Source organism: Brasilonema bromeliae SPC951 (assembly GCF_012912135.1).
In the GTDB taxonomy this organism is placed as follows: Bacteria; Cyanobacteriota; Cyanobacteriia; order Cyanobacteriales; family Nostocaceae; genus Brasilonema; species Brasilonema bromeliae.
On record NZ_QMEB01000097.1, the window covers coordinates 1 to 20,812 of the forward strand.

The 20,812-nt window shown below is 43.8% G+C and carries 14 protein-coding genes; 12 read left to right on the top strand and 2 right to left on the bottom strand.

Translation table 11 applies throughout. From position 1 onward, the window contains the following. The first annotated feature begins 358 nt into the window (after window positions 1-358). The 10 genes from DP116_RS13815 (at window position 359) to DP116_RS13860 (ending at window position 16,108) form a co-directional block, all read left to right on the top strand. A complete protein-coding gene (locus DP116_RS13815) occupies window positions 359-2,815 on the top strand; it encodes a hybrid sensor histidine kinase/response regulator (RefSeq protein WP_169155734.1) in 2,457 nt (818 codons plus the stop codon). 2 nt (window positions 2,816-2,817) lie between these two features. After that, window positions 2,818-4,842 (top strand): response regulator, encoded by a 2,025-nt coding sequence (locus tag DP116_RS13820; protein ID WP_169155735.1) that lies wholly within the window; start codon window positions 2,818-2,820, stop codon window positions 4,840-4,842. A gap of 25 nt (window positions 4,843-4,867) precedes the next feature. Beyond that, the gene (locus tag DP116_RS13825; RefSeq protein WP_169155736.1) at window positions 4,868-9,397 is read left to right on the top strand and encodes a PAS domain S-box protein; all 4,530 of its coding nucleotides are present in this window, start codon (window positions 4,868-4,870) and stop codon (window positions 9,395-9,397) included. After that, on the top strand, window positions 9,387-9,767 hold the full coding sequence (locus DP116_RS13830; protein ID WP_169155737.1) for a response regulator: 381 nt from the start codon (window positions 9,387-9,389) through the stop codon (window positions 9,765-9,767). Before DP116_RS13825 ends, DP116_RS13830 begins: the two co-directional genes overlap by 11 nt. A gap of 143 nt (window positions 9,768-9,910) precedes the next feature. Continuing rightward, window positions 9,911-10,546 (top strand): sigma-70 family RNA polymerase sigma factor, encoded by a 636-nt coding sequence (locus DP116_RS13835; RefSeq protein ID WP_169155738.1) that lies wholly within the window; start codon window positions 9,911-9,913, stop codon window positions 10,544-10,546. Between the two features lie 15 nt (window positions 10,547-10,561). Further along, window positions 10,562-11,521, top strand: a complete 960-nt coding sequence (locus tag DP116_RS13840; protein ID WP_169155739.1) for a DUF1822 family protein — start codon at window positions 10,562-10,564, stop codon at window positions 11,519-11,521. Window positions 11,522-11,896: 375 nt separating this feature from the next. Further along, complete coding sequence (locus DP116_RS13845; protein WP_169155740.1) at window positions 11,897-13,240, top strand: adenylosuccinate synthase; 1,344 nt, start codon at window positions 11,897-11,899, stop codon at window positions 13,238-13,240. A gap of 81 nt (window positions 13,241-13,321) precedes the next feature. Continuing rightward, window positions 13,322-13,954, top strand: a complete 633-nt coding sequence (locus DP116_RS13850) for a 50S ribosomal protein L25/general stress protein Ctc (protein ID WP_169155741.1) — start codon at window positions 13,322-13,324, stop codon at window positions 13,952-13,954. A 94-nt stretch (window positions 13,955-14,048) separates the two neighbouring features. Beyond that, on the top strand, window positions 14,049-15,596 hold the full coding sequence (locus DP116_RS13855) for a bifunctional aminoglycoside phosphotransferase/ATP-binding protein (protein WP_169155742.1): 1,548 nt from the start codon (window positions 14,049-14,051) through the stop codon (window positions 15,594-15,596). 14 nt (window positions 15,597-15,610) lie between these two features. Continuing rightward, window positions 15,611-16,108, top strand: coding sequence for a hypothetical protein (locus DP116_RS13860; protein ID WP_169155743.1), 498 nt, complete (start codon window positions 15,611-15,613; stop codon window positions 16,106-16,108). Here the strand turns inward: DP116_RS13860 and DP116_RS13865 are convergent. Together DP116_RS13865 and DP116_RS13870 are read right to left on the bottom strand one after the other, a co-directional pair. Next, the gene (locus tag DP116_RS13865; RefSeq protein ID WP_169155744.1) at window positions 16,089-16,373 is read right to left on the bottom strand and encodes a hypothetical protein; all 285 of its coding nucleotides are present in this window, start codon (window positions 16,371-16,373) and stop codon (window positions 16,089-16,091) included. The genes DP116_RS13860 and DP116_RS13865 overlap by 20 nt on opposite strands. A 402-nt stretch (window positions 16,374-16,775) precedes the next feature. Then, a complete protein-coding gene (locus DP116_RS13870) occupies window positions 16,776-17,225 on the bottom strand; it encodes an orange carotenoid protein N-terminal domain-containing protein (protein WP_169155745.1) in 450 nt (149 codons plus the stop codon). Window positions 17,226-17,838: 613 nt separating this feature from the next. Here DP116_RS13870 and DP116_RS13875 point away from each other — a divergent pair. Both DP116_RS13875 and DP116_RS13880 read left to right on the top strand, forming a co-directional pair. After that, window positions 17,839-19,686 carry a vWA domain-containing protein gene (locus tag DP116_RS13875; RefSeq protein WP_169155746.1) on the top strand — a complete coding sequence of 616 codons (1,848 nt, stop codon included), beginning with the start codon at window positions 17,839-17,841 and terminating at the stop codon, window positions 19,684-19,686. Between the two features lie 42 nt (window positions 19,687-19,728). Then, a partial coding sequence (locus DP116_RS13880) for an SEFIR domain-containing protein (protein WP_169155747.1) occupies window positions 19,729-20,812 on the top strand: 1,084 nt, incomplete at its 3' end.

Genomic DNA, 20,812 nt, shown 5'->3' on the forward strand with positions numbered 1-20,812 from the left:
GACACTTAGTTAATATTCCGGACGTGTCTATTGAGAATAAGTTAAAGGTGAAGTGATTCACACAAAGCTAAAGTTTCTTGTCTCAATTGAAACAAAATTTAATTTGAATTTTTACTAACTTGCTTGGTTCACCTAGAAATTTGAGGTAAAAAGATCATGAATGAATGTCCTTGCTGCTCTCATCAATTATTACGCCACATTCGCCATCAACAAGTTTACTGGTTTTGTTCGTCCTGTAGGCAGGAAATGCCGAATTTCTGCAATTCAGTCAAAGCGAGTAACTTATTCTCCACGACTCTAAGCCAACGTTTATCAGGGTACAGCATGAAAGTTAACACTATCTAATACCTGTTGAGTTATGAAAACATTACTTAACAATGAAGCCGCGAGGCTGGAAGCCCTACTCAGTTATCAGATTCTTGACACAGAACCAGAAGAGCCGTTCGATGCACTGACTCGTTTAGCCGCATATATTTGTCAAACCCCTATTGCCTTAATCAGCTTAATCGATGCAAACCGCCAATGGTTCAAGTCGAAGATTGGTTTGCATGCAACTCAAACACCCCGCAACATCGCATTTTGTAATCATGCGATCTGCGCAAAGCGCAGCAGCGAAGCTATCGCCCAATCCGACGTTTTTATTGTGACTGATGCATTAACCGACGAACGGTTTGCAACCAATCCTCTCGTCACCTGCGATCCCTACATTCGGTTTTACGCTGGTGTACCTCTTATTACATCCCAAGGATATGCACTAGGAACGCTGTGTGTGATTGACTATGTGCCACGGGAACTTGATTCTCAACAGATAGAGGCATTGCAAGCCTTGGCGAGCCAAGTCATGACACAACTTGAGCAACGGTGTACATTCGCACAATTAGTATACCGCACTACTACACACAGACGGAATGAGGAGCGTTTGCAGTTAGCTCTAAATGCTGCCCAAATGGCTTGTTGGGACTGGGATATTCAAACGAATAAAGTGACTTGGACCAAGGATCATGAATCGCTGTTTGGTCTAGCTCTTAGCAGTTTTGGCTCAACGTATGAAGCCTTCCTTCAATGTGTTCATCCTCAAGACCGTAAATTGCTAGAGCAAGCGATGGCTCGTTCTCTAGAAGAACGCTATTACGAACATGAATTCCGCGTTGTTTTGCCTGATAACAGTATCCACTGGCTCGTCTCAAAAGGAGAAGTTTTTTTCAACGACATTGGCAAAGCAACGCGTATGCTTGGAGTTGTCTGGGATATAACCGCTCGCAAGCAACAAGAACAACAAATTCGAGAGGAAGCGACTCTGCTTAATGAATCACAAGACGCTATTCTCGTTTTAGACACGAATGGTCATATTAGCTTTTGCAGCAAGAGTGCTGAGGATTTATTTGGTTGGAGTCAGAGTGAGGCGATAAGCCCTTGGCTTGACGCTACGCGTATCACCACAAAAGCTGACGAACTTTTATTTGAGCAAGCTTCTTCTGAATTTGCACAAGCCCAGAATATCACCACTGAGCATGGTTCATGGCATGGTGAGTTGCATTTGTTGACAAAATCTGGCAAAGAAATCATCGTTCAAAGCCGGTGGACACTGCTGCTAGATGAGGAGCAAAAACCTAAATCAATCCTTATTGTTAATACAGATATCACAGATAAGAAAAAACTCGAAGCGCAGTTACTCCGCACCCAGCGCTTGGAAAGTATAGGCAGACTCTCCAGTGGTATTGCTCACGATTTAAACAATATACTAACCCCCATTTTGTTAACCGCTCAACTTTTGCAGACACAACTTTATGATCAGCGAAGTCAACGTCTGCTACCAATACTAGTCAACAATGCGAAGCGTGGAGCTAATTTGGTTAAGCAAGTGTTATCGTTTGCACGAGGAATCGAAGGAAAGCACACGATTCTTCAAACAAGACACCTGATCTTGGAAATTCAGCAGATTCTCACAGAAGTCTTTCCAAAATCTATTGAGTTTGACACTGACATATTACCAGACCTTTGGACAGTTTCGGGAGATGCGACACAACTGCATCAGGTACTGATGAACTTGTGTATCAATGCTTGCGATGCAATGCCTGAGGGTGGAACACTGAATATTTCTGCCGAAAATTTGGTCATAGATGAACACTATGCTTTGATGAATATTGATGCTAAAGTTGGATACTATATTGTTATTACTGTTTCTGATACTGGACTTGGCATTCCACCTGAAATTATAGAGAGAATTTTTGAGCCATTTTTCACGACTAAAGAATTGGGCCTCGGTACAGGGTTAGGTCTTTCCACAGTGATTGGTATTGTTAAAAACCACGCTGGTTTTGTGAACGTATACAGTGAAATGGGAAAAGGCACAGAATTTAAGGTGTATTTGCCTTCTTCGGAAAAAAGCGAAATGCAGCAGCATTTCCAAGACTTGGAAGGACTCGCAGGAGATGGCGAACTAATTTTGGTTGTGGATGACGAAGCTGCAATTCGTGAGATTACCAAATTATCTTTGGAAGCGTATAACTATCGAGTGCTAACTGCCAGTGATGGTGTTGAGGCATTAGCAACATATGCTCAGCATCAACAGGAAATTAGTGCCGTGTTACTTGATATGATGATGCCAAACATGGATGGACTCACGACCATCCGTACGTTACAAAAAATAAATTCTTGTATCAAAATTATTACTATGAGTGGACTGGTGTCAAACGCTAGAATAGCAAAAGAAACCGGAATTGGAGTCAAAGCGTTTTTGTCGAAACCCTTTAATACGAAGGAATTGTTACAAACTCTTAACGCGGTCAAGAGCAGGAATCAAAGGAATCAGTGATAATGAGGATTCTCATCGTAGAGGATGACGAGTTAACTGCTAAAGCGTTGACAATGGTTCTTGAGGACCAAAATTATGCCGTTGAAGTCGCCAGCGATGGTCAAGCAGGTTGGGATTTGGTACAAGCATTTGAGTATGACTTAATCATGCTTGATGTTATGTTGCCCAAGCTGGATGGCATTAGCCTTTGCCAAAAGCTGCGATCTGCTGAAAGCAGCAGCGCTTCGCTATCGCACAACTTTAAAATACCCATCCTCTTGCTCACAGGTCGAGACAGCAGCCATGATAAAGCAATCGGGCTTGACGCAGGTGCAGATGATTATGTTGTCAAGCCTTTTGACTGTGAGGAAATAGTCGCTCGTGTTCGTGCTCTACTGCGTCGAGGCAATTCTACCTCACTCCCTGTCTTGGAGTGGGGAAATTTACGTTTTGACCCCAGTAGCTTAGAAGTACGTTATGAAACACGCACTGTAGAATTAACTCCCAAAGAGTATGCTTTGTTGGAGTTATTTCTGCGGAATCCTCAACGAGTGTTTAGCTGTAGTGCAATTCTTGATCGCATTTGGTCGTTTGATAAAACACCCACAGAAGAAGCAGTCAGAACTCAGATCAAAGGTTTGCGACAGAAGTTGAAAGCAGCAGGAGCAGCTGCTGATTTCATTGAGACTGTTTATGGCATTGGGTATCGCCTCAAACCACATAAAGACGTTGCATCCTTCAGTTCTCCTGGGGAACAAATTCAACAGCAGACATTGACAGCATTGGGTGGAGTTTGGAACCGATTTCAAGGAAAAATTAGTCAGCAAGTGTCCGTCTTGGAACAAGCTGCCACACATGCGTTGCAAGATGCACTCAGTCAGGAACTACATGCTCAAGCAGAACAGCAAGCTCACACACTAGCAGGTTCGTTAGGCACTTTTGGTTTTAGCGAAGGCTCCCAACTGGCGCGGAAGATTGAACATTTGTTGCAAGCTGGTCAGTCCGTTGGAAAGAAACAGGGCAAACACTTGCGTAAATTAGTGTTGGAACTACGTCAACAAATCGAGCAATCACCCAAAGTGTTAGTTTCAGCAACCCAGACTAACCAAGATGAAAGATTTGACACGAATGCAGAAGCAGTGGTGATGGTCGTGGACGACGATCCGCAAATTTTGGCCACTCTGCAAACCTTACTAGAACCTTGGGGACTTGAGGTAATCACCCTCAACGATCCCCGCCACTTCTGGGAAACGCTAGAGGCATGTTCACCGGATCTGCTAATTTTAGACATTATGATGCCGCATTTGAGTGGAGTTGAACTGTGTCAGGTGGTGCGAAACGATCCGCGCACTTGTGGTTTACCAATACTTTTTTTAACCGCTCACACAGATGCAGCCAGTGTGAATCAGGTGTTTGCTGTAGGTGCAGATGACTTTGTGAGCAAGCCGATTGTCGGACCAGAACTGGTAACTCGCATTATCAATCGCTTGGAGCGAATCAAACTGCTTCGGAGTTTAGCTGAAATCGATCAACTGACTACAGTATTTAACCGTTACAGAGCAACCCAAGACCTAAATAAATTCTTGCACTTGAGCGGGCGACACAATCAACCACTGTGCTTAGCTATTCTAGATTTGGATAACTTCAAGCTTATCAACAACGCTTTTGGTCACGCAACTGGCGATGCGGTATTACGCCAATTTGGACAATTGCTAAGGCAATCATTTCGCTTTGAAGATGTAGTCGCCCGTTGGGGTGGAGAAGAATTTGTCGTGGGTATGTACGGTATGACCAAAAGTGATGGCGTTTCTCGGCTTGAAGAGGTGCTAAAAACTCTGTACGAGCAGGAGTTTTTATCCCCCGAGTGCACCAAGTTTCGGATAACTTTCAGCGCTGGCGTAGCTCAGTATCCTGAGGATGGGACTAACTTGCAATCATTGTATCAAGTTGCAGATGCAGCCCTTTATCAGGCAAAGGCAGCTGGACGTAATTGTGTATTACCTGCTGCAAGCGCTCCCAAATCTGAAAGCAGTGTTACAAAGCATTGACTAGAAATAACTATAAATAAATTTTATGACTAATTCTTTACCTGAAAATGAAGCTCAGGAACTGAGGTTAGCCTTAGAAGCAACCCATATGGGTATCTGGGATTGGGATATTTTAACTAACAAAGTTACTTGGGCTGGCGAACATGAACAATTGTTTGGTTTTGCACCTGGTACTTTTGGGGGAACTTATGAAGCCTTTGATGCCTGTGTTCACCCTATGGATCGTCAAGGAGTTACACAGGCAGTAAACTGTGCCCGTCAACAACGACAGAATTACCATCATGAATATCGGGTTGTCTGGCCTAATAATAGCATTCATTGGGTCGAGGGCAAAGGACAATTTTTTTATGATGAAACAGGTCAAGCAGTACGTATGATTGGCACTGTTATGGATGTGAGCGAACGCAAGCAAACGGAAGTCGCACTCCGAGAAAGAGAAAATCGTTGGCGTGCCATCATCGATGCTGAACCTGAGTGCGTGAAGCTGGTTGCAGCGGACGGCACACTCCTAGAGATGAATGCTGCTGGTCTAGCTATGATTGAGGTGGAAAGCGCCGATGCAGTGATTGGTAAGTCGATATATTCTCTGATTGCGCCTGAGTACAAAGCGGCGTTCCAGCATTTAAACGACAGTGTTTGTACCGAAGGCAAAAAGGGGACGCTGGAGTTCGAGATTATTGGTTGCCGAGGTACTCGTCGCTGGATGGAAACTCATGCGGTTCCATTACGCAACGAATCAAATGGAACTTTGATACAGTTGGCGATTACACGTGATATTACCTTGCAAAAGCAGGCTCAAGAGAGCTTGAACGCACGACTCCACCAGCAAGCAGCCGTGGCTAAATTAGGTCAATTGGCTTTATCAAGTTGTGATCTTTTTACCTTAATAGACGAAGCTGTTGCCCTCGTTGCCCAATGCCTGAAAGTAGAGTATAGCATGGTTTTGGAACTGCTTGGTGATGGTGACGCTTTACTTTTACGAGCAGGTGTAGGATGGCAAGCCGGACTTGTTGGTCATGTAAGAGTGAGTACAGGTATTGATTCTCAAGCTGGCTATACCTTACTTGTCAATGAGCCAGTGATTACAGAGGATTTGCCCAGAGAAACTAGATTTAGTGGTTCACCTTTACTGCATCAACATCAAGTCATCAGCGGTGTAACTGTTTCCATTCCAGGAAAGAACAATCCTTATGGGATTTTAGGCGCACATACAACAAGACAACGGGCTTTCACTCAAGATGACATCAATTTTCTTCAGGCAATTGCCAATGCACTGGCAGACGCAATTGAACGTCAGCTCTTTGAGCAAATTCTGCAAGCATCACTCAAAGACCTGGCAGACATCAAGTTTGCTATAGACGAGTCTTCCATCGTAGCAATCACTGACCACAAAGGAACGATTACCTACGTTAACGATAAATTCTGTGAAATCTCAAAATACTCTAGAGCAGAACTTTTGGGACAAAACCACCGCATCATTAATTCTGGGTATCACTCCAAAGAATTCTTTCAACAGATGTGGGCGAGTATTACCAGGGGACAAGTTTGGAAAGGCGAAATCAAAAACCGTGCCAAAGACGGAACGTGTTACTGGGTAGATACGACCATAGTACCGCTTTTAAATAGTCAAGGACAACCATTACAATATGTAGCAATTCGTAGCGACATCACCGAGCGCAAACGGGCCCAAGAGGCGCTGCGACTAAGCGAAGAGCGCTTCCGCGCATTAGTAGAAGGTGTAAAAGACTACGCAATTTACATAGTCAATCCAGAAGGATATATTGTCAGTTGGAATGCTGGGGCCGAGCGCATTAAAGGCTATCAAGCTGAGGAAATTTTGGGTCAGCATTTCTCTTGCTTTTACACTCATGAAGATATCCAACTGTGTAAGCCAGAGCAAAAACTGAGGGTGGCTGCGGTTGAAGGTCGCTATGAAGATGAGGGCTGGCGCGTACGCAAGGACGGGTCACGATTTTGGGCGAATACGATCATAACAGCCTTACGTGATGAGTCTGGACAGCTATATGGCTTTTCCAAAGTGATCCGCGACATCAGCGAGCGCAAGCAGACTGAAGAAGCGCTACGCAAAGCTAAGGATGAGCTAGAAATGAGAGTCGCAGAGCGGACAGCCGAATTGATTAGCGTCAACGCGCAGTTGCACTCAGAACTCGATGAGCGCCAGCGGACGCAGTCAGCTTTGCGGCTATCACAAGCTCGGTTTGCGGGAATTCTGGAAATTGCCGATGATGCAATTATCTCGATAGATGCAAGCCAATGCATTACCTTGTTTAATCAGGGAGCAGAAAAGATTTTTGGTTACACAGCTGCTGAGGTTATCGGTCAACCCCTTGATTTGCTCCTACCAGCCAGATACACCTGTGTTCATCGCCAGCACGTCGCTGGTTTTGCCTCCTCGAATGGTACAGCCCGTAGGATGGGAGAGCGCCGCGAGATTTTTGCCCGCTGCAAAGATGGGACAGAGTTCCCGGCAGAAGCTTCGATTTCTAAGCTTGAGCTTGGAAATGAAATAATATTTACTGTTATTTTACGTGATATTACGGTAAATCAACGAGCCAGGGAAGTTCTCGAACGGCTCAGTCATCAAAATGAACTGATTCTAAATTCAGTGGGAGAAGGCTTGTGTGGATTGGATAAGTTAGGCAAAATCACCTTTGTCAATCCAGCCGCCGCCAAGTTGCTGGGATACCAAGTGACAGAATTAATTGGTCAGTCTATAGATATTATCTTGCCCCTCTCAAAATTAGACGGGACACCGTACACCTTGACAGATTCTCCCATTTATGAATCGCTAAAGGATGCATCAGTGGATCAAGTCACTAACGAAGTATTTCGGCGCAAAAATAATTCGAGTTTTCCAGTTGAGTATGCGTCAACCCCAATTCTAGAACAAGGTAAAGTCAAAGGAGCTGTTATCACCTTTAAGGACATTACCGAACGCCAACTTGTAGAACGAATGAAGGATGAGTTTATTTCTGTCGTTAGCCACGAACTCCGCACACCCTTGACTTCAATTCATGGTTCTTTGGGGATGCTCTCTAGTGGGTTGCTTTCACCGGCTTCCGAACGAGGTAAGCGCCTACTGGAAATTGCTGTAGATAGCACTGATCGCTTGGTGCGACTCATCAACGACATTTTAGATATCGAGCGCATTGAGTCGGGTAAGGTGACAATGGCGAAAGAGGTTTGCAATGCCGGTGATTTGATGACTTCAGCAGCAGATGTGATGCAAGCTATGGCACAACGGTATGGGGTGAATTTATCAGTTTCACCCATTTGTGTTGATTTGTGGGCTGATCGCGATCGCCTGATCCAAACTCTTACCAATCTGTTAAGTAACGCCATCAAATTCTCACCCTCAGGAGGTACAGTTTGGTTAACTGCCGAACGTCAAGAATTGCAGATACTATTTCAAGTCAAGGATCAGGGACGAGGCATTCCTAGTGATAAGCTGGAAACCATTTTTGAACGCTTTCAACAAGTCGATTCCTCCGACTCACGCAACCATGAAGGAACTGGCTTGGGCTTGGCAATTTGCCGCAGTATTGTGCAACAGCACTCTGGGAACATCTGGGCCCAGAGTAACTTGGGTGAGGGTAGTACCTTTTACTTTACCTTACCAATCCCTAAAGATGCACAGCAAACCACACAGGAAACTGCCAATCATTATCGTCCCTTAGTATTGGTGTGTGATCATGACTTAAGAGCCAGAACTGTGTTGCAAACAATGCTGGAACAACAAAATTACCGGGTTGTCACCGTGGCTTCCGGTGAGGAAGTCCTGCAGCAGGCAGCTGCCTTGCAGCCAAACGCCATTCTACTTGATTTACTCATACCAGGGATGAATGGCTGGGAAATTATAGCAGTTCTCAAGCAGCACCCGGATACTAAAAATATTCCGATCATGCTTTGTAGTGTCTTTTTACCAACGGATTCTTCAATCGGTGAGATTGATTCATACACAACAGCCCTCACTATAGATGGAACACCACAAAAGCTTACTGTTGATGTGTTGGACGATAATGAAAACTACTACAACACTAGTTTTGTTGATTGGCTGTGTCAGCCTGTGAATGAACAATCGCTGTTGGAGTCACTCAAGCAAGTTGTGGCTAGACCTCATAAGCGAGTCCGTATTCTGCTAGTAGAAGACGACAACGATTTAGCACAGCTGCTGATTATGCTGTTTGAACGTCATGAAATTGAGGTTTTTCATGCTCAAACTGTAAAGGAGGCAATCCGCCAAAGCCAGCAACTGCACCCGGATTTGCTCATTCTCGACTTGATACTACCTGATAAAGATGGATTTGCAGTTGTAGAGTGGCTTTCTCAGCATAACTATCTGCACAACTTACCTTTGGTGGTATACTCTGCTAAGGATTTGGATGATTCCCAACGCAATCGCCTCAAGCTGGGGCAGACTGAGTTCCTGATGAAGAGTCGCGTTACAGTGCAAGAATTTGAGCAAAGGGTGTTGGAACTCCTTTCAGGAATTACCCACAACCGAGACAAAGAGGGCAGCAGCGATGACAGCTAAACGTGTTTTGGTGATTGATAACGAGGAATACATTCGAGAAGTTGCTCAGATTTGCCTAGAAACTGTGGCGGGTTGGGAGATTCTAACTGCTGCTGATGGGCGTTCTGGGTTAGTTTTGGCTCAAAGTGAACAGCCTGATGCCATCCTGCTGGATGTAATGATGCCTGATATGGATGGTCCTACAACCTTTCAACATTTACAAGCTAATGCTGCAACGGCATACATTCCGGTGATTTTGCTGACAGCGAAAGTGCAGGCTTCGGATCGTCGCCGATATGCGTCTATGGGAATGAAAGCTGCAATTGCCAAGCCGTTTGATCCGCTACAGTTAGCAAGTCTTGTAGCAGAAGCCTTAGGCTGGAGTTTGTAACAGATTTATGAGTCTTGAGTGCAACTCAAAATGTAAACAATTGTAAAAAATACAGTTGTTTTGCATAAAGTACCATGCTTTGATCACGAGAGAGAAATAGGAGTTCACTTCGGCTCGCAAAACTTGGTTTGGAGTCTCAAGTCATGACCACAGATGAACTTGATTCGTATCTGCTACAGCTTGCTTGTGTTGCGCAGCAACACCCGCCGCATTCCCAAGAACGGCAAATCGCTTTAACAAAGCTAATTCAAAGCATTGTGCGCTTTGGCAATCTTTGGTATCCATCCAAAAATCAATTTTTCAGCAATGTTCAAGATATTTACAATGAAGCACGTCAGGAACTTTTTCTTTATATTTGTCAAAATATTGACAAGTACGACCCGGAACGCGGTACGGTTTTGGTATGGGTTAATGTTCTTTTGGAACGACGATTTTTTAAAGATACTCTTCGGAAAAACCTCACTCATGGTTCTGTAACAAAAATGACCCTTACTGACCTAGATAATCTTGCTTTACCTGAAGAATCAAAAGACCTCACAGAAATCGTTAAGGAATGTATAGAATCAGACCCAGAAGACATTTTCAAAAATGAGTATATAGAGAAATGTCCCCAAGCAACGTTTCAAGCATTAGCTATGCGAAGATTCTCTGGAAAATCATGGAAAGAGATTTCAGCAGAATTTGAAATGAAAGTTCCTACAGTCAGCAGCTTCTATTACCGTTGTATTAAAAAGTTTTCTCATTCGTTAAAAGAATATTGTGAGAATCAGGTAGATTAAGGAATAGGTGTACAAATGAGAGGAAATTTATCAGAATCTTTAACCTTTACGGTACCGATAAGCTTAGAAGCTCACGCACTGGCAGAACGTTTCCGAAAAAAACATAGGAATCCTCAGAAAGCCAAACAGGTTTATCTCAATACTTTGGCAGTATTTACTGTCCAATTTTATTTGCGTTGTATGGGAATTCAAACTTCTTGGCAAGAAAGTTTAAGTTGGAACCCTCTCATACAAACTCTCATGGATATTGCTGATTTAGAAGTTATTGGTTTCGGGAAAATAGAGTGTCTCCCGGTGTTACCTAACGAGCAAATTATTCAGATTCTACCAGAAGTTTGTTCAGATAGAATTGGCTATGTAGCTGTACAGTTTGAGCAATCACTTGAAGAAGCAACACTCCTGGGATTTGTTAAAACAGTTCCTGATAACGGATCGTTACTTCTAAGCCAGTTGGGTTCTCTTGAAGATTTACTTATACACCTGAACCAACCAATTGAAAAAGTTGAACAGCTAATTCACTTGAGCCAGTGGTTTATGAATGTTGTTGATGCTGGTTGGCAGACTATAGAATCGCTTTTGAATCCGCAACAATCAGAATTAGTTTTTAGATTTCGAGGAACTGAACACACTTTAGATATTCACCCAGAAAATTCAACTTCTAGTCTACAGAAAGGTAAACTGCTGGACTTAGGACGAGATTCAAAAAGTAAAATCATCGCTTTAGTGGTAGGACTGCTCCCAGTCTCAAGAGAAGAAATAAATATTGGTGTTAAAGTGTATCCAACGGCAGGTCAAAGTCACTTACCAGAAGAACTTGAACTTCTAGTATTGGATTCAGATGGAATAGCAGTCATGCAAGCAACTGCGAGAAATACAAAAAGTATTCAACTAAACTTTAGTAGCGAAATTGGAGAACGTTTTAGCGTTAAAATTGCTTTAGGTGATGTCAGTTTGACAGAGTTTTTTATAACCTAAAGCTCACCAGACAAAATGAATTGTGCTCTTTGCAATACCTATGTTTAAATTATTAAGGAAACGAAGAACCTCACCCGCCTGCGGCACCCTCTCCTACCCTGCAAGAAGCCCTATGCCTGCGGCACGGCTGCGCAAGAGCGGGTATGTCCAGAGGACACGCTACGCTTTGCGCTTACGCTTGCGTGCGCTTTGCGCATACGCCAGTTCCTGTAGCCTGACCGAACCCTTTCAGCAGTCTTCCCTCGTCGGGAAAGCCTCACTCGATCGCTGCTTCACCACCGGACTGGCTCCAGAAGTCTAATCGCAAATTTGACAAAAGTCAGAAAATTTGCTATAAATAGTTTTTTGTGCAAACTTTAGCATTTTAAGAAACACTTGGCTAACGTAATTGTTATAGGTGCCCAGTGGGGCGATGAAGGAAAAGGTAAAATAACAGACTTACTCAGCCGCTCCGCAGATGTTGTTGTACGTTACCAAGGGGGCGTCAATGCTGGACACACAATTGTAGTCAAGGGTCAAACCTTCAAGCTGCACTTGATTCCCTCTGGTATTTTGTATCCAAATACCGAGTGCATGATCGGCTGTGGAACAGTCATAGATCCACAGGTTTTGATCGCAGAACTTGACCAACTAGAAGCACTTGGTGTTTCCACTCGCAATCTGCTCATTTCTGAGACGGCTCATGTTACGATGCCTTACCACCGATTGATTGACCAGGCATCGGAAGAGCGCAGGGGAAGCTATAAAATTGGCACAACTGGTCGTGGGATTGGTCCAACCTATGCTGATAAATCAGAGCGGACTGGTATCAGGGTATTAGATTTGATGAACCCTGAGGGGCTGCGTGAACAGTTGGAGTGGACAATTAATTACAAAAACGTCATTTTAGAAAAGCTTTACAACTTACCACTATTAGACCCCGAACAAGTGATTGACGAGTATTTGGGGTATGCGGAACGCCTTCGACCGCACGTTGTTGATACGTCCTTAAAAATATACGATGCGGTTCAGAGGCGGCGCAACATTTTATTTGAAGGAGCGCAAGGTACTCTCCTCGACTTGGATCATGGGACATACCCGTATGTCACCTCCTCTAACCCAGTGGCGGGTGGGGCTTGTGTTGGTACTGGGTTAGGACCAACAATGATAGACCGAGTGATTGGGATAGCCAAGGCTTACACCACTCGGGTAGGCGAAGGACCTTTCCCCACAGAAATAGACGGGGAAATGGGAGAATTGTTGGGTACGCGCGGTGCCGAATTTGGTACAACCACTGGACGCAAACGACGTTGCGGCTGGTTTGATGCGGTTATCGGTCGCTATGCTGTCCGCATCAACGGTATGGATTGTCTAGCAATTACCAAACTCGATGTCCTCGACGAATTGGAGGAAATTCAAGTTTGTGTTGCCTATGAAATTGATGGGGAACGCTGCGAACACTTTCCTAGCAATGCCCGTAAATTTGCACGGTGTCGCCCTATCTACAAAACCATGCCAGGATGGAGAACTTCAACAACTGATTGCCGGTCTTTAGAAGAATTGCCAAAGGAAGCGCTAGACTATTTAAAATTTTTGGCAGAATTAACAGAAGTGCCGATCGCAATTGTCTCCTTAGGAGCGAGCCGCGACCAAACTATCATTGTTGAAGACCCCATCCACGGTCCAAAACGTGGTTTATTGCACCAGGATGGTACACCTGCTTCGTTGCTGAGTGCTTAGAGCGAACAATATAGCCCAATGCCTTGTGCCCGTACTAAGTGATACTATCTAAATCTCAAATCTCAAATCTAAAATCAGAAAATGCAGCTAACAGTCGATTGTCAGAAGCGACCAGAAGGCACTAAGCCCAATGCTTTGCGCCGTTCTGGAAAAATCCCCGCGCATTTGTACGGTCATAAAGGTACCGAAGCAATTTCTCTCGTCCTTGATGCTAAGGTTGTTGAACGTCTGCTCATCAAGGCTTCGGTAAATAATACTTTGATTGACCTTAATATTACTGATGTTCCTTGGCGGGGAAAAACCTTGCTACGGGAAGTTCAGTCTCATCCCGCAAAACGTACAACTTACCACCTGAGCTTTTTTGCCGTTGCAGGTCACGGTGACACAGATGTGGAAGTACCTGTGAATTTTGTTGGAGAACCAGTAGGTGTAAAGCTAGAAGACGGTGTATTGGACACACAAATTACAGTCGTGTCGCTGCGTTGTGCACCGGAAAATATTCCGGAAGCGATTTCAGTTGATGTCTCCAACCTGCACGTGGGAGATAGTTTGTATGTTGACGCACTCAATTTGCCTGCAAATGTGACATATCTGGGTGATTCTGAACAAGCTATTGTTAGAATTTTACCTCGACAAGTTAATGCTGAGGCTGAGGCGGAAGCTGAGGCTGCGGCTGCGGCTGAGTCAGAACCAGCGACATCAGAACAAGCCTAATATTTGATATAGTTACGAAGAACACCAGGGGTTTACCTCTGGTTTTTTTGTATCCTAATTTTAACCGTGAAGACGCCAAGGACGCCAAGAGAAAATGACAGAAGTTTCTATTCCTCCTTTAATTCAGCAGATGTTGCAGCCTGAGTTTTATCCGCATCAGGTGAAGGAACCTATTCAATTGGTTCAGACGCATATTTCCTACGTGCTGTTGACTGGGGATTATGCATACAAAGTGAAAAAGCCGATGAATTTTGGCTTTTTGGATTTTTCAACTTTGGAGAAGCGGGGACATTTTTGTCAGGAGGAGTTGCGTTTAAATCAGCGAGGTGCTGCGGAACTTTATTTGGAGGTGTTCCCGGTGACTCAAGTCGGGCAAAAGTACCAACTGGGAGGAACGGGAGAACCTGTGGAATATGTGCTGAAAATGCTTCAGTTCCCCAATGAAGGGCTGTTTAGCAAAATGTTTGAGCAAAATCAGTTAACTGAGGAACTTCTCGAAGAGTTGGGACGAGTCGTCGCTGAATATCATGACACGAAAACTGTCACAAATGATTACATTCGCTCTTTTGGTGAGGTAAACCAAATTCGGGCTGCGTTTGACGAGAATTACGAGCAAACGGAAAAATATATTGGTGGTCCCCAAACGCAGAAGCAGTTTGAGGAAACCAAACAAGACACAGATAAATTTTTTGCTGAACGTGGCGAACTGTTTAAGAGCAGAATTCAAAACAACTATATTCGAGAATGTCACGGGGATTTGCACTTAGGCAATATTTGTTTGTGGAAAGATAAAATTTGGCTGTTTGACTGCATCGAGTTTAATGAGCCGTTTCGCTTTGTCGATGTGATGTTTGATGTTGCTTATGCTGTCATGGATTTGGAAGGTCAGCAACGTCCAGATTTGAGTAATGCTTATTTAAATACTTACCTTGAGGTGACTGGCGATTGGGAAGGGTTGCAGGTATTGCCCATTTATTTAAGCCGTCAATCTTATGTTAGGGCAAAAGTGACTTCATTTTTATTAGATGATCCAAGTGTGCCTTCTTCTGTTAAGGAAGAAGTGACCAAAAAAGCAGCTAATTATTATAAGCAGGCTTGGGAATATACAAAACCCCGTCAAGGGCGACTGATTTTGATGTCGGGTTTGTCGGGTTCTGGTAAAAGTACGACAGCGCGATATTTAGCTCGTCAATTGGGGGCGATTCACGTTCGTTCGGATGCAGTGCGAAAACATCTGGCGGGAATTCCGTTGATGGAACGCGGTGGTGATGATTTGTACACACCCGCGATGACTGAGAAAACTTATGGACGACTGTTGGAATTAGGAATTTTGTTGGCAAAAGAAGGCTATGTGGTGATTTTGGATGCTAAGTATGACCGACAGCAGTTACGTGAGCAGGCGATCGCCGCTGCTGTTGAGCATCAACTTCCCCTCCAAATTATCTCTTGCACAGCACCACCATCCGTTTTGCAACAACGGCTCTCTAACCGTACTGGTGATATTGCTGATGCCACGGCTGATTTATTAGCATCTCAACTTCAGCAAGCTGAACCCTTAACAGAAAAAGAAAAACCACTGGCTAAAATTGTGGATACAACTCAACCAATAGAGGCACAATTAGAGAATGTTATTCGCCAATAGGTAGGCTACATCTTATGGCACCACCGCAACTCAACTTTTCACCAAACTTCGTCACTCAAATCTTATTAGGGTTATTTTTTACACTAGTCTTTTTGAGTACGGGATACGACCCAGCCCTCAGTATTTTTCTGGGTGTATTGGGTGGTTTTGCCTTGGGCTGGGTGACAGCATCAACCAAAAGTGGACCCCAGTCATCTACAGTCGCTACCTCTGAGGGCGTTGATGCGGGCTTGAAGTATTGGTTATTTTTCTTACTTGGCTTTGTGTTCGCAGGGTATCAACCACCTATGAGTATTTTTTTGGGTGCGATCGCCGGTATAGGCGGGGGCTGGACGATTGCTTGGTGGCAAAGCAAGGAAGAATCAAGAACTCAACTACCACAAGAACAACTAGAACAAATCGACGAAGCTGAAGTTTCTGGTGAAAGATCAAGCAGACGCCAAGTGAGGAAAACCACTCGACGTTTTCGTCGCCGTCCTGGAAGTTTTAATTTCAAATTTTGGGAAAGATAGTCAGCAACTCCCGACTATAAGTCGGGATTGCTGACAAGCCCAGTATTTTCTTCACTTCTTTGATGAATTGGTTCAGAATTTGAGGTAAGTTGTTGATTTCTCGCATCAGATCTTGAGGACTGAAACCAAAAAACATCAAGATAACCACAATGATAAGAATGGCGATCGCCGTACTAATCGCTGTTTGTAATAAACTGAGCAAAGCCCGGAAGACTATATACGCGACAAATAGCGCACCAATGAGAATTATGAGGTTTGTTGGCATGATTTTGCCTGAATAAATCACAATTTTATAGTTGTGAATCTCCTGATTTATAGTCAGGAAAGCGTCAATTATATCGGATTATGTATAAGTTTCAGTAGAAAATTTCATTCTGCTGATTTTCATTTGTATACATATTTTGAGCTATTTGTCAATAGATGTATGAACAATTCAACAGGTTTCTCTGGGTCCAACCCTTACACCCCTATACCCTTACACCCCTATACCCTTACCCCCTTACACCCTTTTTTTTGACGTTTAGCAAGGTTTGAAGCGATAAACCAAACGTTGAAAACCAAGGCTGAACACATTAATCAAACTACAAATACTCAATTGAATGCACAAGTCTAGCCTGAATCCCTATCCAGGCTAGACTTGTGCATCTTCATTCAGAAATGGTATCAGCTAACCCATTTTTTGCACTGCACTCAGCATGAAATTAATCCGCTGCTCAAAGTCTAGCTTTTGAATATCTGCTGTAAATTTGTCCGTTTCAGCAGGTAGTTGATAGTCAGACGGCATTCCTATGATGGTTCCGTTCTCCATTCCTTGTGCCAGCAGCAGCCAAACATCTAATTTGGCATTGGGACTTAGAGCATCATAACCACGACTGATATCGGTAGCTGCACCATTAATAAGGTCGCGTTGTGCTTGCAGTTGTTCTTCCTTAGACAAACTCTGGATTAGGTCAAACACTGCCTTAGCTGGTGTTTCTACGCTTGGAGGTGGTGCTGGGTTTAGTTGGTCTTTAATATCCAGGTAACCGAACCAAAGTAGGGCTAATTGAGTATCCACATCAAAGCGTTGAAAAGCTTCCAGAGCTGGTCTTGTGCTTTCGTCAACTGTGTAGGTCATAAAAAACTCCAAACAAGTTAAAGTTATTCTCAATTTCCTGAGTGACTAGGAAAATTTGCTCTTAGTAACTTTACACAAGTTAACGAATAAATAAAGATAGATAACCCTACTTAGGGTAGGAATAGGATTCACTACATAAGATAGATTACCGTTGTGGCAAATGGTTTAGTTGTTTCCCTCAATACCGTGAAGTATCACCAACTGAAAGCCATAAAGTGATTGCGCTTGAGCCAGGAAATTGCATTTTCTTAACTGGATTTGATGGGGAGAATGTCTTAGAAGTTGGAAAGGGAGACATCGGAAGTATACAACGATTATGTCAGCACCTTGACCGAAAATCGAAAGGCGCAAAAGTTCTTTCAACTTGCTAAAAAGAAACTCTGTGTTGCCTGGGTTTCATAGTAAATGTGCATCCATACTCTCAAGAGTTCAAAGTCCAGTCAGATATTAATTGGCAGTTAAATCTGTCAGATACCAAAGCTATAAAAGTTTACTTTAACTGCCCCTCATCACACTGGACACACTGATTTCGGAGTAAACTAAAGAGAGCACTGGTTGTCCCTATTTCATAAAGCTTGCAGCTTATCACAGACAACTCTGAGGGATATAAAAAATGATCAAGACAAGTTACGACTTTGACCAAGCTATTCTACCTGCAGGATCTTCATTAAAGACTAATATTCTGCTGCGTTTTCGTGCTGACATAGCTGAATCTCCCCGACGTAACCTTAACCTTTCTCTTGTCATTGACCGATCAGGCTCTATGGCAGGTGGTCCGTTGCATCATGCGCTCAAAGCTGCTGAGTCTGTGGTGGATCAACTTGAGCCAAACGACATTCTCTCAGTGGTTGTTTACGACGATGAAGTGGACAGTGTTGTGCCACCCCAGCCTGTGACTGACAAAGCCGCGCTGAAAAATTCCATACGCAAGGTGAGAGCTGGCGGTATTACCAACTTATCGGGGGGATGGCTCAAAGGCTGCGAACATGTGAAGACGCAACTCGATCCGCAAAAAATAAACCGTGTTCTGCTGCTTACCGATGGTCACGCCAATATGGGCATTCAAGACCCTAAAATACTTACGGCGACATCAGGGCAAAAAGCTGAGGAAGGCATCACCACAACTACCTTGGGTTTTGCTCAGGGTTTCAATGAAGACCTCCTGATCGGTATGGCAAGGGCTGCCAGTGGGAACTTCTACTTCATCCAGAGCATCGACGAAGCAACAGAAGTGTTTAGCATTGAGCTAGATTCTCTGAGGGCAGTGGTGGGACAGAACCTCAAGGTGACACTTGAGTTGGCTGATGGTGTCAGCCTCGTTGATACCTTAAGTTTTGCTAAAGTCAGCCAGAATGAGGCGGGTCTTGCTGTCATTACGTTGGGGGAACTTTACGAGGGTGAAGACAAACTTCTGGGGTTGAGTCTGCTGATATCCTCTGCTCAAGTTGGCGAGTTACCTGTGATGAGGCTGCATTACAGCGCTGATGTTGTGCAAGACGACTTGATTCAAAGCGTGTCAGGCACAGCAGATATCGTTGCCAAAGTTGGCACCGTTGAGGAAGCAGCTCTTGCCTCTACAAGCCGTATCATCCTTGAACTGAGCCGCCTCACCATTGCTAAAGCCAAAGAAACTGCCCTCGATCTAGCTGAACATGGTAAGCATCAGGAAGCTGAGCAAATCCTCCGTGCGCTTGTGCAAGAACTGCGGGATAAAGGATTGAACGAGAATTTTGAAATTGCTGAAGAGATAGATCAGCTGGAGTATTTCGCGGGTCGGATCGCCCAAAAAGCTCTGGGCAATGCCGGACGTAAAGAACTGCGGGATCAGACTTACCAGACAATGACGCGCAATCGCAGCGATTTGGTGGCTCGCGGTGTCACTGCTGGCGATGAAGTGTACGCGATGCCAGTTGTGAATGAAGTCGGTTCTGGTGTGGAACTGTACTGCGTTCGTGAAGGGGGTAAGCTGCGAGTAAAAGTGATGTCTGAGGGCTACGATTCAACCAAGAACGTCCAGTTTCCCAGGGCAATTCGTGCCGAAGGAGCACGCTATGTCGTTGAAGGACTGGAACTCTCAAGCGATGGCACTTTCTACCGTGTAAATGGCAACATCACCCGTTTTGCTCAACCTGGCGAAGCAGATATCTTCGTTGCCCATAGGCAATCGAGGTCAGCTAGCACAGGCAAAGCCTCCAAAGGTCCTGCCAGTGCAGCCGACCTCCCCACAACTGACACTACGAAGGACGGCATTCTAGTTCAGTGTGTCAAAGATGGCAGCAAGCTACGTGCTAGGGTGGTTTCTGATGGATATGAACCGGATTGGAACATGCGTTTTCCCCGCTCCGTTCGTGAGGAAGGAATGCTTTACGTTGTTGATGAAATCAAAACAGCACCTGATGGTAAGTCTTATATTGCGTGTGGTGAAATTAAGCGATTTGTGCAACCTACTATTAGCAGCTGATATAATTTCCGCTAGGAAAATTATCAAAAGTAGAGATGTAAGATGTTTCAGCCGGATCATTCACCAAAAGTCTTTATTAGCTATAGCCACGACTCAGCAGAACACATGGATCGTGTACTTGCATTGGCTGAGCGTTTACGATCTGAAGGTGTTGACTGCAATATAGATCAATATGAAATAGCACCTTCAGAAGGTTGGTACCAATGGTTAAGGACTCAATTGGAATGGACTGATTTTGTAGTTGTAGTTTGTACCGAACAGTACTATCTCCAATTTCTCCAATTTAGAGGTCGAGAAGAGCTAGGAAAAGGGCGGAAAGTAACCTGGGAAGGGTCAATTATTACTCAAGAGCTTTATTATAATTCCGATCTCAAAAGTATCAAATTTATTCCAGTTGTGTTTTCTGCTCAGGATATAAACTACATACCGATAATATTTCGTGCTTTAAGCATGTACTCTTTGGACACAGAAGAAGGATATACTACACTGTATCGTCACTTGACAAATCAGCCGTCTTCCCCAGTACCTGTATTAGGCGAAATTCCTTTAGCTGTTAACAAGCCTTTAGATGACAAGCGTTTAGAAGATGTATTTAAGCGGTCAGGCATACCCACGCATACGTTTGTTAAACCAGTTGAGTATCAACGGCTTTTTGTTGCTTTACGCACACCTGGTCGAGGATTAGTTGTTGAAGGACCATCTGGTGTGGGTAAGACTACTTGTGTTTTAAAAGTATTGGAGCAACTTTCTCTGCATGATAGGAGAATAAAAATACTAACGGCTCGGAGACGACAAGACACGGAAGAAATTGTTCTTTTACCAGAAAAAAATAGTTATGATATAATTATTCTTGATGACTTTCATGTATTGGAAGATAAAGCAAAACAATTAATTGCTGACTATATGAAGGTTATTGCTGATGAGGAAAAAGCTATTAAATTAGTCCTTATCGGTATTAATAAAGCTGGTAACAGTCTTGTTAAATTAGCAAAAGATTTGAATAATAGAATTGAAACAATCAGATTTGGAATCAATCCTGAAAATAATGTTATCGAACTTGTAAAAAAGGGCGAAGAAGCTTTAAAGATTAAATTTAATGAGACTTTACTTACAAATATAGTTAAAG

Excerpts from the sequence above, each read along its gene's own strand:
- DP116_RS13850 (WP_169155741.1), top strand. The coding sequence starts at position 13,322 with ATGCAGCTAACAGTCGATTGTCAGAAGCGACCAGAAGGCACTAAGCCC.
- DP116_RS13855 (WP_169155742.1), top strand. The coding sequence starts at position 14,049 with ATGACAGAAGTTTCTATTCCTCCTTTAATTCAGCAGATGTTGCAGCCT.
- DP116_RS13835 (WP_169155738.1), top strand. The coding sequence starts at position 9,911 with ATGACCACAGATGAACTTGATTCGTATCTGCTACAGCTTGCTTGTGTT.
- DP116_RS13870 (WP_169155745.1), bottom strand. The coding sequence starts at position 17,225 with ATGACCTACACAGTTGACGAAAGCACAAGACCAGCTCTGGAAGCTTTT.
- DP116_RS13820 (WP_169155735.1), top strand. The coding sequence starts at position 2,818 with ATGAGGATTCTCATCGTAGAGGATGACGAGTTAACTGCTAAAGCGTTG.
- DP116_RS13875 (WP_169155746.1), top strand. The coding sequence starts at position 17,839 with ATGATCAAGACAAGTTACGACTTTGACCAAGCTATTCTACCTGCAGGA.
- DP116_RS13815 (WP_169155734.1), top strand. The coding sequence starts at position 359 with ATGAAAACATTACTTAACAATGAAGCCGCGAGGCTGGAAGCCCTACTC.
- DP116_RS13840 (WP_169155739.1), top strand. The coding sequence starts at position 10,562 with ATGAGAGGAAATTTATCAGAATCTTTAACCTTTACGGTACCGATAAGC.
- DP116_RS13830 (WP_169155737.1), top strand. The coding sequence starts at position 9,387 with ATGACAGCTAAACGTGTTTTGGTGATTGATAACGAGGAATACATTCGA.
- DP116_RS13825 (WP_169155736.1), top strand. The coding sequence starts at position 4,868 with ATGACTAATTCTTTACCTGAAAATGAAGCTCAGGAACTGAGGTTAGCC.
- DP116_RS13860 (WP_169155743.1), top strand. The coding sequence starts at position 15,611 with ATGGCACCACCGCAACTCAACTTTTCACCAAACTTCGTCACTCAAATC.
- DP116_RS13865 (WP_169155744.1), bottom strand. The coding sequence starts at position 16,373 with ATGCCAACAAACCTCATAATTCTCATTGGTGCGCTATTTGTCGCGTAT.